The organism is Cryomorphaceae bacterium, from assembly GCA_017798125.1.
Taxonomy (GTDB): domain Bacteria; phylum Bacteroidota; class Bacteroidia; order Flavobacteriales; family ECT2AJA-044; genus ECT2AJA-044.
The window spans coordinates 2,565,738-2,578,762 of record CP059070.1 but is presented as its reverse complement, the minus strand read 5'-3'; the positions used below and the strand labels follow the sequence as shown (position 1 = coordinate 2,578,762).

Below are 13,025 nucleotides of genomic sequence, written 5' to 3'. Positions count from 1 at the left end.
AAAAAAATCCCGCTTCACATGAGGCGGGATTTTCTTTTCTATGCGCCTACGGCGCGATGTTTTTCTGATTCGGCTTAGCCGTTCATCGAGATCAAGAACTCTTCGTTCGACTCGGTGCGAACCAAGCGATCGCGTAGGAATTCCATGGCTTCGACTGGGTTCATGTCGCTCAAGTGCTTGCGGAGGATCCACAAACGCTGGAGTACGGCATCGTCCAAAAGCAAGTCTTCGCGACGCGTGCTCGAGGCCACCAAGTCGATGGCTGGGAAGACGCGCTTGTTCGCAATCTTGCGGTCGAGTTGCATTTCCATGTTACCGGTACCCTTGAACTCTTCGAAGATGACCTCGTCCATTTTGGAGCCGGTGTCAATCAACGCTGTCGCAATGATGGTCAAGGAACCGCCACCTTCAATATTCCGGGCCGCTCCAAAGAAGCGTTTTGGCTTGTGCAGGGCGTTCGCGTCCACACCACCGGAAAGAACCTTTCCTGAGGCCGGCTGAACGGTGTTATAAGCGCGGGCCAATCGCGTAATGGAATCCAAGAGGATGACTACGTCGTGTCCACACTCCACAAGTGCTTTTGCTTTTTGTAGAACGATGTTGGCTACACGTACATGGCGGTCTGCAGGCTCATCGAAGGTCGAAGCAATAACTTCTCCTTTTACGCTGCGGGCCATATCGGTGACTTCTTCAGGGCGCTCGTCGATCAGCAAAACCAATTGGTAAACTTCTGGATGATTGTCGGCAATCGCATTGGCGATTTCCTTCATCAACATGGTCTTACCTGTTTTCGGTTGAGCCACGATCAAGCCACGCTGTCCCTTTCCGATTGGGCTGAACAGATCAATAATTCGGTTGCTGACAGATGGTTTGTGACCTCCGGTCAAGTTGAACTTTTCATCTGGGAAGAGGGGAGTCAAATGCTCAAAGGCCACACGATCACGCACATAGCTTGGATCGCGTCCGTTGATCTTCTCGATCTTCACCAAGGGGAAGAATTTCTCTCCTTCTTTCGGCGGGCGAACTTGTCCGACTACGGTGTCTCCAGTCTTGAGGCCGAAGAGTTTAATTTGGCTTTGCGACAAGTAGATATCGTCCGGTGAGCTCAAGTAGTTGTAATCGGAAGAGCGCAAGAAACCATAGCCATCAGGCATCATTTCCAATACGCCTTCGGCGCTAATGATACCGTCGAATTCGATTTCTTCTTCTTTCTTCTTTTGCTGCTGTTGACGTTGGTTCGGATTGTTGTTTCCGCGATCGTTTCCGTTTCCGTTTCCGTTTCCGTTCCCGTTGTTGCGGTTGCGGTTGTTGTTTTGGCGATTGTTGTCGCGCTTTTCATCGCGATTGTTGTCACGCTTTTCATCGCGATTGTTGTCGCGCTTTTCATCGCGGTTGTTGTCGCGCTTTTGTCGCTTATTGTCGCGGCCTTCGCCTTTCTCGCGTTTGTCTCCGTCGTTCTGCTTTTGATTGCGTCCGCGGCGGTTGTTGTCTTGTTTGTCGTTGCCTTCGCCTTCGCCTTTTTGGTCTTGGCCGTTGTTGTGGCGGCGACCTCGGTTGTTTTGGCGTTCGTTTTTCGGCTTGTCGTCACTGCCTTTTTCTTCAGCTTTTGGCGCTTCCGCTTTGGCATCGCTCGCAGCAGCCTTCACTTTAGCTGGGCTTTCCGCTTGAACATCCAGTATCTCATAGATGAGATCCATTTTTTTGAGCTTGGAAAGGCCTTTGACGTTAAGTTCTTTTGCAATGTCTTGCAATTCAGGGAGTTTCATCTCCTTTAATTCCAGAATGTCGTACATGGAATGTTTGTTAAGTAATATGGGAATCCGGGTGGATTCGCTCGTTTCAATCGTACTGATCTAGTGTAAAACAGGAAGTAGTGTGAAGCAGAATGCTTCGTAGATGTTGCAAGTATACAAAGATTTCCTCGATATGAGCGAAGTTCTCAATAAAAGAATCGGCGACTAGCCCCTTAAAATGTCCTATTTTTGCGACTCCAAACAACCTAGAATGTTACAACGCGTACAAACGATATACTTGATTGCCGGAATTCTCTGGACCATCTCTGTGGGTTTCCTTGGAACCTTTTTCGAAGTTGATGGAGAGCCTGTTAAATTGGCACAGAACCCAATCATTACGACCTTATTAATAGTTGTCGTGGTTTTGTATATGGTGGGAATTGCCATGTACCAAAACCGTAAGGCACAAGTCAACATCAACCGAATCAATACCTTTTATAACCTGTTGCTCTTTGGTGGAGCGGCTTACTTCGCCTATTTCCACATTCCTCAGATCCAGGACGGTAATGCTCATATGTACTGGGGAGCAACCATTCCCATCCTGAACGTGATATTGCTCTTTTTGGCAAATCGAGGGATCATGGCCGATGAGGAACTGGTTCGCTCTCTAGACCGATTGCGTTAAGCCTTCCCAGAGCCGCGTTTCCCAAGCTCAATCACCTCCAAGTCTTTAATGTCCGCACCGTCAATGGTAAAGCGGAGCATGGTTCTTATTTTGTGGAAACCGTGTATTCCCGCTGCGCCGGGATTCATGTGAAGAAGCTCCAAGTCTTTATCGTACATCACTTTTAGAATGTGGCTGTGACCAGTTATGAATAGCTTGGGCGGATTGGCCCGGATTTCATCTCGTACCTCTCTGCTGTACCGTTTGGGATATCCTCCGATATGCGTCATCCACACCTCTACATCTTCGCAGTGAAAGCGATCGTGCAGGGGCCAGGTGCGCCGAACGATTTGATCATCGATATTGCCAAACACGGCGCGCACTGGAGCGACCTTTTCCAACTCATCGGTAACGCGAATGGGACCGATATCACCGGCGTGCCAGATTTCATCGCACTCACCCAGCAGTTCAAGCATGCGATCATCAACATGTCCATGGGTGTCCGATAGGAGTCCGATTCTTTTCATAGGGGATTGATACCTTTGCAAACGTACTCAAAACAACCCTCCTTTGCGTTACTTCGTTCAACTCAGCTACCACGGCAGCGCCTTTCACGGATGGCAGGTTCAACCTAATGCCAAGACTGTTCAGGGTCAATTGACCGAGAGTCTGACGCAGTTGCTCGGCACACAAGTGGAAATCGTAGGGGCGGGGAGAACGGATACGGGAGTGCACGCTCGAATGATGATGGCTCATTTCGATGCGGAGGAACTACCGGAAAACTTAGTCTACCGTTGGAACCGATTTTTACCTGACAGCATCGCCATCCAGAAGATCTGGCCCTTAGGGCCGGAGATTGGCCGAGAGGGCCGAGGTGCTCATGCGCGCTTTGACGCCACCTCAAGGGCATATGAGTATTGGATGACCTCGCGAAAAGATCCTTTTCTAACTGATCGGGCATGGTACTGGCACGGTCCTCTGGACATTGACGCAATGCAAGCCGGAGCCGACATCCTCAAGGAGTACACGGATTTCGAAAGCTTTTCGCGGACCAATAGTGATGTCCATACCTTCAATTGCCGCATCGATGAAGCGTATTTTGAACAGCGCGAAAACCTCTTGGTCTTCACCATTAGGGCTGATCGCTTCTTGCGCAATATGGTCCGTGCGGTGGTCGGGACGCTTGTGGAAGTCGGCCAGGGAAAACGTACCTTGGACCAGCTTCGGGAAACCATCGAAAAGAAGGATCGAACCGCGGCCGGAACATCTGCCCCTGCATCGGGTTTATACTTAATTGACGTGGCGTACCCGCCCGAATTTGCCGCCCCACATGAGTGATTCTCAAGTAACCGGAAAAGCCTTTGACCTCGGGCTTTTGAGACGTATTTTAAGCTACGCAGCTCCCTACCGTGGTCGCTTTTACCTCGGTTTGTTCCTGACCCTATTCATCTCGGTCCTTTCGACTTCGCGGCCTATTCTGATTCAATATACCATTGACCACTATGTGGCTCCCACGGAAGGCGAACCCGATCCGCAATGGCTGCTGTACATGATCCTGATCATGATCGGCATTCTGATTGTGGAAAGTCTGGTGCAGTTCAGTTCCATCTTCATCACCAATTGGCTCGGTCAAAACATCATTAAGGACATGAGGATGCAGCTCTACCGCCACATCCTGCAATTCAAGATGAAGTACTTTGATCAGACCCCGATCGGAACCCTAGTGACCCGAGCGGTTAGCGATATCGAGACCATTGCGAATATCTTTTCTCAGGGGATCATTGTCATTTTCGGAGACCTCTTCAAGTTGACCGTGGTCTTGATCACTATGTTCGTCTACAATTGGCGTCTGGCCCTGTTGGCATTGGCGGTAATGCCTCTGTTGATCTTTGCGGCCCGACTTTTCCAGAAGGCCATCAAAAAGGCCTTTAGCGATGTCCGAACACAAGTCGCCAAATTGAATGCCTTTGTCCAAGAGCATCTAACCGGCATGAAAATCGTCCAGATCTTCGGACGAGAGGACCAGGAATTCGAGAAATTCCAAGACATCAACCGCGAGCACATGAAGGCCAACATCCGCTCCATCTGGCACTTCAGTATTTTCTTGCCCGTGGTCGAAATCAGCTCCGCCATTTCCATCGGATTGATCGTCTGGTGGGGTGGACTGCACGCGGCCCTAGAGGACGGCGTGACCCTCGGGGACTTGATTGCCTTCATCCTCTTCGTAAGCATGATGTTCCGACCCATCCGCCAACTCGCCGACCGCTTCAACACCCTGCAAATGGGGATGGTTTCAAGCGACCGCGTCTTTAAAGTATTGGACACCGATTTTCAGATTCCTAATGAGGGGAGCCTGCGGCTCGATGATGTTCGCGGCAACATCGACTTCCAGAATGTGGTTTTTGGCTACAACGAAGACGAGCCCGTGCTCAAGGGCATTTCCTTTGAAGTCAAGGAAGGGCAGACTTTGGCCTTAGTCGGTGCTACCGGTGCCGGAAAGACCTCCATCATCAACCTGCTCAGTCGTTTCTATGAAATCCAAGGCGGTAGCATCACGGTGGATGGAACCAATATTCACGAGGTGGAGCTGGAAAATCTGCGTTCGCACATCGCCGTAGTTCTTCAGGACGTCTTTCTCTTCAGCGATTCCATCTACAACAACATTACGCTCAACGAGGACATTCCTCTTGAAAAGATAGAAGAAGCAGCACGAATCATCGGCGTGGATGAATTCATCGACAGCCTTCCCGGCCGATACGATTATAATGTCCGGGAGCGTGGGGGAATGCTCTCTGCGGGCCAACGCCAATTGATCTCCTTCCTCCGGGCCTATGTCAGCGAGCCCAGCATCCTAATCCTGGATGAAGCGACAAGCTCTGTAGATACGCATACCGAACAGCTCATCCAGAACGCCATCGACAAGCTAACGGAGAACCGAACAAGCATTGTCATTGCCCACCGTTTGGCGACCATTCAGAAGGCCGATCAAATCTTGGTTCTAGAAAAAGGTCAGATTGTGGAACGCGGAAACCACCAAGAACTCCTCAAGCTCGACGGCAAGTACAAGGAGCTCTATGAGCTTCAGTTCGAGAATGAGGCCCCGACAGTAGATTAAGCTTCTATAGATACCCCTTCACGGGCGGTGAGTTCGGTGTACCACTCTTGAAACTGAACCGTAACGGGCCCTCGTTCACCATTGCCAATGATGCGACCATCAATTTCTCCAACGGGGCTTAGCTCTCCCATGGAGCCGGTGGTAAAGCACTCATCGGCCGTATACAATTCCGTAATGCTCAAATTTTTCTCTCGGTGCGGAAACCCTCTTTCGGCAGCAATGCGCAAGAGCGTTGCGCGGGTAATGCCGGGCAAGCAGGCGTCGGCAAAGGGAGTGAGCAGTTCACCGTTCTTGACCACAAAGAGATTCATGGCGTTGGTCTCTGAAGCAAAGCCGTAGAGGTCCAGCATAACGGCGTCGTCTACACCAGCCACATTCGCCTCGATTTTGGCGAGTATGTTGTTGATGAGGTTGTTGTGGTGAATCTTTGAATCCACGCACATCGGTGGGTTTCGGCGAATGCTCGAAGTGATGAGTCGCAGCATCTTGCCGTCAAAGATCTTTTTCTTCCATTCCGCCAGGACGATGAGTGAGCAACCGTACTTATTCCAATGGGGACTCATCCCGCTGGTCACCTTGCGGCCGCGCGTAAGGGTCAGGCGAATATGCGTTTCATCCGTCATACCATTGGCCTTCAGGGTCTCACGTACCGCTTTCCGAATCTCATCTTTACTCGGAATGCCTTCAAAAGCCAAAGTGTGTGCACTGTTCATCATGCGGTCCAAATGCTCTTCCAGCTTGAAGATGCGGCCATTGTACACGCGCAGACCTTCCCAAACGGCATCACCTCCTTGTACCACGCTGTCAAAGACAGAGATTTTGGCTTCGTCACGAGGGTAAAGCATACCGTCAATCCAAATGAGGAGTTCTCGGTTACGTTCATCGGGGAGTGCAATGTGATCAGTCATGATTCGGAGCTTTTAGTGCGTGTTTGTAGAGTGCGTCGTAATGAGGTTGACATTCGTGCAATAGGGCATGCAAGAATTCGGGAAAGGGTTCCGTCTTGTGCTTATAGGGTTGAAAACCGGTGCTCGTGTGCAGATTGTGGTACCAATGAGGTGCCCAAGCCCCATCTTCGGGCCGAGGTCCAGCAGGCCATTGAAGCATGCGCGCAGTATAGGGAATGCCGAGACGTTCACAGACCTGTTCAAGTATGGCTTCTGGATTGACCAGCAGCTCTCGCGAATCTATGACCAAGGGATCATGTCCCTCCCTTACCAATTCCGAGTACAGTTGATGCTGCCGTTCATAGGCCGTGTCCAATAGCGTAGGGTGGGGGATCTGCTTGATAAGCGTGGGTAGCATCTGTTCTGGATCGCGGATCAAAAAGATGTTCTGCAGCTCGCGCAGAAAACCGTGATCTTCGATGCCCTCCAGATGATGCGCCATGTTCTTGACAAAGAGCACGGGCCGGTCGTATCGGGTAGAGACAAATCGATTCAGGCAGGAGTCTACTTCGAGGTCCAGTTCTTCCAGAAGCTCTTCACGCCCGGGATGGTCGACGCCCGTGCGGACCAGATAGGGCCCGTACAAGGGCTCGTCAATGACCTGGGTATCGGGCCGTTGCGCAAAGCTGTACATCAGAGCTGTGCTGACATTACGCGGCCCCGACCAAAGACAAATTCTCTTCATAGTTGCGTAGTGTGGCTCCAAATCTGCACAATTTTCTTCGAAGAACATTAGGTTTATAAAGTAAACTAGTTTATGTTTGCTTCATCAATACTTCCCATCATGAAAAAAATATTGTTGATCCTCATGTGCGCCTGCGGCGCGATAAGCGCTTCCGCGCAGAACCCTGTCAAAGAGAACCTCGCTTGGATGGTGGGGGACTGGAACGGCTCAGGCTGGGCCAGCCAAGGTCCTGGCTCTAAAGTGAACTTCAATCAAAAGGAGCACATCATCTGGGGTGCCGGGGAAACGGTGCTCGTCATTCAGGGCGAGGGGACCGATCCCGAAAGCGGCGAAACAGTTTTTGAAGCAGTCGGTATGATCTATTACGACATTCGAGAGCAAGCCTACCATATGCACAGCTTTACGGCTGACCAAGGGGGTGTTATTGCCGATTTTAAAGTGACGGGTGACCGCCAGGCCGAATGGGGTTTTGACGTTCCGGGCGGCAGTGTAATCTACCGAATCAATGCCACGTCCGGCGATTGGGTGGAGAAAGGCTACTTCCGTCCGAAAGGCATGCCGCAAGAGTACCCTATGTTTGACATGACCGTTGTTCGCGATGAAACCACTGATTAAGACAGGAGCCTCACGGCTCGAAGCCTTCAGCGACGCCGTCTTCGCCTTCTCGGCCACCTTACTCGTGGTCTCGCTCGAGGTGCCCGAGAGCTTCGACGCCCTTATTGGAAATCTCCGCGGATTCATGGCCTTTGGGGTCAGTTTCATGGCGCTCCTGCTCATCTGGGACGTGCACCGCGCATACTTTGATCGTTTTCCCGAAGTCATTCCGGCCGTCAAGGTGTGGAACTTCATCCTGCTCTTTGTGGTGCTCTACTATGTATACCCCATGAAGTTTCTGGCCAACAGCTTTATCAACGGCTTTTTAGGGGTCGACCGCGCGCACTCCGCGCGAATGACCATGGATCAGCTCATGGAAGTCTTTGTCTGGTACGGAATCGGATTCTCCGCACTCTTTTTGTGTGTCTCGATGATGTACTTCGCATCGGCCCGTAGGGCCAAAGCACAAGGCGAAGCCTTGCTTGCTCATGAAGGCTTTACCCTGGGGCGCCACTACTTCATATTCGTCGGAGTGGGTTTCATCAGCATCCTCTTTGCCGTCAGTGGAGTAGGGGCTCGAATCGCCACACCGGGGTGGATTTACGGAATTTTAGGGCCGCTGTGTTACGCGCACGGGGTCTGGAGTGAAAAACAGAAACCAACAGAAATAAACACATCCAATGGAACAGAATAACTTAACACATGAGGAGAGTCTCCGTCTAATTGGCGGGATGATCCAAACCGCTCAAAACAAATTTACGGACAACAGCTCGCATTACCTCCTCTGGGGATATTTAGTGGCCCTGGCTTCGGTCATTCACTACGTCCTGATTCGCTTTGGTCTCGAGGAACTGGCGTGGGTCCCTTGGCCGATTTTGATGACCGCCGGTGGCATTATCGCCGGAATCATGGGTTATCGAAGCAGTAAGAAGGCTCAGGTGACGACCTATACGGATCGCGTTGCCGGCTTTGTCTGGGGCGGTATGGTCATTGTCATGTTCGCTCTCCTGATTCAAGGAGCCAGCCTGGGGTGGCAAGTGGTCTATCCCATTTTGATGCTTTTGTGGGGCTGGGCGCTCTTTATCTCGGGTGGTATGATCCGCTTTACCCCACTCATTTTGGGTGGTATTTACAACTGGGCGATGGGTATCTTTGCCTTTTATCAGCCCTTCGACGTGCAGCTGCTTTTGATTGCTACGTCTATGGTGGCCACCTATTTAATCCCCGGTTATATGCTCAAGCTAAAGGTCAAGCGCGATGCTGCCTGATCTCGACCCTTTATTGCACAATCAGCTTCGGCTCTCCATCATCTCTTTGTTGATTGGGGTGGAGAAGGCGGACTTTAATTTCCTTCTGGAGGAAACGAAGGCCTCCAAGGGAAACCTCAGCGTTCAAATCAAAAAGCTGAGTGAGGCGGGCTATATCGAAGTGACTAAGTCCTTTGTCAACAATTACCCGAAAACGGAATGTGCGATGACCAAAAAAGGCATCAAGGCCTTTGATACCTACGTTTCGGGAATTTCTAAATACTTGAAGAAGTAGATTCTCGCTCGGAATTACAGCTTTTCGGCTAGGTACCCGGAGGTAAATCCAACACCGCTTTCAACCAATCCTTCGGGGGTGCCTTCAAAGAGTATGTTTCCACCGCGGACTCCGCCTTCTGGTCCTAGATCAATCACCCAATCAGCACATTTAATGATGTCTAGATTGTGCTCGATGATCAAGATGCTGTGTCCTTTGGCGATCAGCGCATTGAAGCTATCCAAGAGCTTGAGGATGTCGTGGAAATGCAAACCCGTGGTAGGCTCGTCAAAAATGAAGAGGGTATGTCCTTGGTTGCCGCCTCGGCTCAAGAAACTCGCCAGCTTTACCCGCTGAGCTTCACCACCCGATAGCGTCGAAGAGCTTTGTCCTAGATGGATATAACCCAATCCGACGTCTTGAAGCGGCTGTAATTTATCAGCAATCTTTTGATGCTTGTTGGCGGTAAAGAAGTCGATGGCTTCATCGATGGTCATTTCCAAGACCTGGTAGATATTCTTGCCGTCCACTTTCACTTCTAGAATCTCATCCTTGAAGCGTTGCCCTTTGCAAACCTCGCAGGTGAGGTGAACGTCGGCCATGAACTGCATTTCGATCTGCACTTCACCTTCACCTTCACAGTTGTCGCATCGGCCACCTTCTACGTTGAAGCTGAAGTGCTTGGCCTTATAGCCGCGGTTCTTGCTCAGCTTCTGACTGGCATATAGTGCGCGGATTTCGTCGTAAGCCTTGACATAGGTCACGGGGTTGGACCGGCTCGATTTTCCAATCGGATTCTGATCCACAAACTCGATTTCCTTCAATTGATCGACACTGCCTCCAAGCCCGTCGAATTCGCCCGTACGCCCTGCATATCCCCCTAAGCGCTTCTTCAAAGCCGGGTATAGAATGTCTTTGATCAAAGTACTTTTTCCCGATCCGCTTACCCCGGAAACCACTGTGAGTGCTTCAAGTGGGAATTTCGTATTGATGTTTCGAAGGTTATTCTCTCGGGCACCATGGAGCTCCACCCAATTGCGTCCTTTTCGACGAACATCTGGTACGGGGATTTCCAGCTTGCCGGTGAGGTATTGTCCCGTCAGACTGATTTGGTCTGTAAGCAGCTCCTCATGGGTTCCCCAGAAAATAAGCTCACCACCCAGGGTACCCGCCATCGGGCCGATGTCAATAAGCAAGTCCGCGGCCTTCATAATGTCCTCATCGTGCTCCACCACAATGACCGTGTTGCCCAAATCCCTCAGACTCTGAAGTACTTCAATCAAGCGCTCGGTATCCTTGCTGTGCAAACCAATAGAAGGTTCGTCCAAGATGTACATGGATCCGACTAGTGAAGAACCCAAGGATGTAGCTAGGTTGATTCGTTGAGACTCTCCTCCCGACAGGGTAGAAGAGCGGCGATTCAGGGTCAAGTAGTCCAAGCCCACTTGATTGAGAAATCGAAGGCGACTCGTGATTTCAATCAGAATTCGCTTACTCACGCCTTGCTCGTATTCATTGAGCTGTAGGTTTTCCATCAATGGCTGAAGCTCCCCAATAGGTAGCTCGACCAAGTCCGTGATTTTGTGGCCATCGACTTGGACGTATCCTGCTTCCTTACGAAGTCGTCTTCCCTTACACGATGTACAGCGCGTTTTGCCGCGATAACGCGATAGCATGACGCGGTATTGGATCTTGTAGCTCTTGGATTCTAAGTATTCAAAGAAGGCGTTGATGCCCATGAAATGCCCATTGCCTTCCCAGAGCAGTTCGCGTTGCGCATCAGTGAGTTCGTAGTATGGACGGTGAATCGGAAAGTCAAAACGCTCCGCATTCAGGATGAGATCGTTCTTGTATTCCTGCATTTTCTCTCCTTTCCAACACACGATGGCATCCTCGTATATACTCAGGCCCTTATTTGGGACTACGAGATCTTCATCAATACCTATAATGCTTCCATAACCCTCGCACTTGGGACATGCTCCGTAGGGGTTGTTGAAGCTGAAAAGATGTTCGGATGGTTCGTCGAACTCCATTCCGTCGAGTTCGAATCGATTGCTGTATTCGGTTCTTTTCTGCTCATCGGCTTCTTCAATGATGCAAATGCCTTTTCCTTCGTAAAAGGCGGTTTGAACAGAATCCGCGAGGCGGGTCTGAGTGTCTTCGTCATCGGCCCGGGCGGCCAAACGGTCCACGACGAGGTAGGTTGAATTCCAGTCGATGTCCACCTTTTGTTCGAGGAGATCGTCAATGCGGTCGACACCGCTATCGCGCCGTAGGCGCGCAAAACCCTGCTGCTGCAGTACCTTTAACTGTTGTTCCGTGTTCCGCTCAGCATGGAGCTGGACTGGAGCGAGCACCATGATCCGCGTCCCATCCTTCATTTGAGCCACGGCATTGACCACATCCGTGACGCTGTGTCGCTGAACTTCCTGACCGCTAATAGGGGAGAAGGTGCGTCCAATGCGCGCGTATAGGAGTTTGAGGTAGTCGTAAATCTCCGTGCTGGTGCCTACCGTAGAACGCGGGTTCCGGGTATTGACCTTCTGTTCAATAGCGATGGCCGGAGCAATACCTTTAATGTATTCAACTTCCGGCTTATTGAGTCGCCCTAAGAATTGACGGGCGTAGCTCGAGAGACTTTCTACGTATCGGCGCTGCCCTTCCGCATACAGGGTGTCAAAGGCCAGAGAAGACTTGCCAGAACCTGAAAGTCCCGTCACTACGACCAAGCGGTTACGCGGAATGACCACGTCAATATTCTTGAGGTTGTGTAGCCGAGCCCCTTTAATGAGAATGTTCTCTTTGGGGTTGTAGGATTCGATGTCCGCGGTCATAAAAAGTGGTACGGTTTTAGCACTAACACGGGTAATTCGGAAGAGTTCTTTCGAAAGTCGAAGCGCAAAATTAGAGGAATAAAAGTTGTGTTGTATCCAAATTATTCTATATTTGATGCTTAGACTCCGAGATCAGTACTTGTTTAATTCTAACTTTTTAGTCGCTTATACCACACGTTTACTTTTTGTTTTTGGGAGCTGATAGAGCTTTTTGAAGCAGATTTTGAGAAGAACCAAAACTAGGTAAACTATGCACTTGAAGCAGTGTGAGGATTCTGCATTGGTAAAGATGTACCAAGGCGGAAATGAGCAAGCGCTAGAAGAATTGGTCGTACGCCACAGACAGCGTATCTACGCGTACATTTTGACTCGGGTCCACGACCAAGATTTAGCCGAGGATTTATTTCAAGATGCCTTCATCAAGGTGATTAAGACCTTGAAGAAAGGAAAGTACAACGAGGAAGGTAAGTTTCTTCCCTGGGTGTTGCGGATATCGCACAACCTCATTATCGACCATTTCCGACGCAACAAGCGGATGCCGATGATGGAGACCACGGAAGACTTCGACATATTCGACGTCATCGCCGATTCAGGATTGAGCGCGGAGAATCAGATCATCAAAGATCAGATCATTCAAGACGTGCGCAAATTGATCCAGAAACTTCCCCCTGAGCAAAAAGAGGTGTTGATTATGCGCCACTATGCCGAGATGAGTTTCAAGGACATTGCGGCTCAAACGGATGTGAGTATTAACACCGCCCTTGGTCGTATGCGCTATGCATTGATCAACTTGAGAAAGCTGATTGCAGAGCATCATATGAACATGACCATGGGGTGATTCCCGAGGAATTGCGAAAAAAATTCAGTGACGTAAAATATTGGCATCACAGGTCCGTTATTTTGGGGAAGTTTAACCCAATAGACCTTATATG

The 13,025-nt window shown here is 50.3% G+C and carries 13 protein-coding genes; 8 read left to right on the top strand and 5 right to left on the bottom strand.

The annotated features are described in order from the left end of the window. Nucleotides 1–74: 74 nt before the first annotated feature. Nucleotides 75–1,793, bottom strand: a complete 1,719-nt coding sequence (gene rho / locus HZ996_11450) for a transcription termination factor Rho (protein QTN39730.1) — start codon at nucleotides 1,791–1,793, stop codon at nucleotides 75–77. A 211-nt stretch (nucleotides 1,794–2,004) separates the two neighbouring features. Between rho and HZ996_11445 the strand changes: the two genes are divergently transcribed. Beyond that, entirely contained in the window at nucleotides 2,005–2,418 is a 414-nt protein-coding gene (locus tag HZ996_11445; GenBank protein ID QTN39729.1) for a DUF4293 family protein, read from the top strand. On the opposite strand, the gene HZ996_11440 is transcribed toward HZ996_11445, so the two are convergent. Next, nucleotides 2,415–2,924, bottom strand: coding sequence for a metallophosphoesterase family protein (locus tag HZ996_11440; protein ID QTN39728.1), 510 nt, complete (start codon nucleotides 2,922–2,924; stop codon nucleotides 2,415–2,417). The two genes, HZ996_11445 and HZ996_11440, sit on opposite strands and share 4 nt — an antisense overlap. Nucleotides 2,925–2,967: 43 nt before the next feature. Between HZ996_11440 and truA the strand changes: the two genes are divergently transcribed. After that, a complete protein-coding gene (gene truA / locus HZ996_11435) occupies nucleotides 2,968–3,735 on the top strand; it encodes a tRNA pseudouridine(38-40) synthase TruA (protein ID QTN39727.1) in 768 nt (255 codons plus the stop codon). Then, a complete protein-coding gene (locus tag HZ996_11430; GenBank protein QTN39726.1) occupies nucleotides 3,728–5,512 on the top strand; it encodes an ABC transporter ATP-binding protein in 1,785 nt (594 codons plus the stop codon). Before truA ends, HZ996_11430 begins: the two co-directional genes overlap by 8 nt. On the opposite strand, the gene HZ996_11425 is transcribed toward HZ996_11430, so the two are convergent. Together HZ996_11425 and HZ996_11420 are read right to left on the bottom strand one after the other, a co-directional pair. Continuing rightward, entirely contained in the window at nucleotides 5,509–6,420 is a 912-nt protein-coding gene (locus tag HZ996_11425) for an aminotransferase class IV (protein QTN39725.1), read from the bottom strand. The two genes, HZ996_11430 and HZ996_11425, sit on opposite strands and share 4 nt — an antisense overlap. Further along, complete coding sequence (locus tag HZ996_11420; protein ID QTN39724.1) at nucleotides 6,413–7,144, bottom strand: sulfotransferase family protein; 732 nt, start codon at nucleotides 7,142–7,144, stop codon at nucleotides 6,413–6,415. Before HZ996_11420 ends, HZ996_11425 begins: the two co-directional genes overlap by 8 nt. 99 nt (nucleotides 7,145–7,243) lie before the next feature. Here HZ996_11420 and HZ996_11415 point away from each other — a divergent pair, with 99 nt between their 5' ends. From HZ996_11415 to HZ996_11400, 4 genes are read left to right on the top strand one after another with little or no spacing between them, the layout of a single operon-like run. Further along, a complete protein-coding gene (locus HZ996_11415; protein QTN39723.1) occupies nucleotides 7,244–7,759 on the top strand; it encodes a hypothetical protein in 516 nt (171 codons plus the stop codon). Next, on the top strand, nucleotides 7,743–8,432 hold the full coding sequence (locus HZ996_11410) for a DUF1211 domain-containing protein (protein ID QTN39722.1): 690 nt from the start codon (nucleotides 7,743–7,745) through the stop codon (nucleotides 8,430–8,432). The genes HZ996_11415 and HZ996_11410 overlap by 17 nt, the downstream gene beginning before the upstream one ends. Continuing rightward, complete coding sequence (locus HZ996_11405; protein QTN39721.1) at nucleotides 8,419–9,006, top strand: hypothetical protein; 588 nt, start codon at nucleotides 8,419–8,421, stop codon at nucleotides 9,004–9,006. Before HZ996_11410 ends, HZ996_11405 begins: the two co-directional genes overlap by 14 nt. Further along, nucleotides 8,996–9,280 carry a transcriptional regulator gene (locus HZ996_11400; protein ID QTN39720.1) on the top strand — a complete coding sequence of 95 codons (285 nt, stop codon included), beginning with the start codon at nucleotides 8,996–8,998 and terminating at the stop codon, nucleotides 9,278–9,280. The genes HZ996_11405 and HZ996_11400 overlap by 11 nt, the downstream gene beginning before the upstream one ends. A 14-nt stretch (nucleotides 9,281–9,294) precedes the next feature. On the opposite strand, the gene uvrA is transcribed toward HZ996_11400, so the two are convergent. Next, nucleotides 9,295–12,093 (bottom strand): excinuclease ABC subunit UvrA, encoded by a 2,799-nt coding sequence (gene uvrA, locus HZ996_11395; protein ID QTN39719.1) that lies wholly within the window; start codon nucleotides 12,091–12,093, stop codon nucleotides 9,295–9,297. Between the two features lie 250 nt (nucleotides 12,094–12,343). Between uvrA and HZ996_11390 the strand changes: the two genes are divergently transcribed. Continuing rightward, a complete protein-coding gene (locus HZ996_11390) occupies nucleotides 12,344–12,931 on the top strand; it encodes a sigma-70 family RNA polymerase sigma factor (GenBank protein ID QTN39718.1) in 588 nt (195 codons plus the stop codon). Nucleotides 12,932–13,025: the final 94 nt, after the last annotated feature.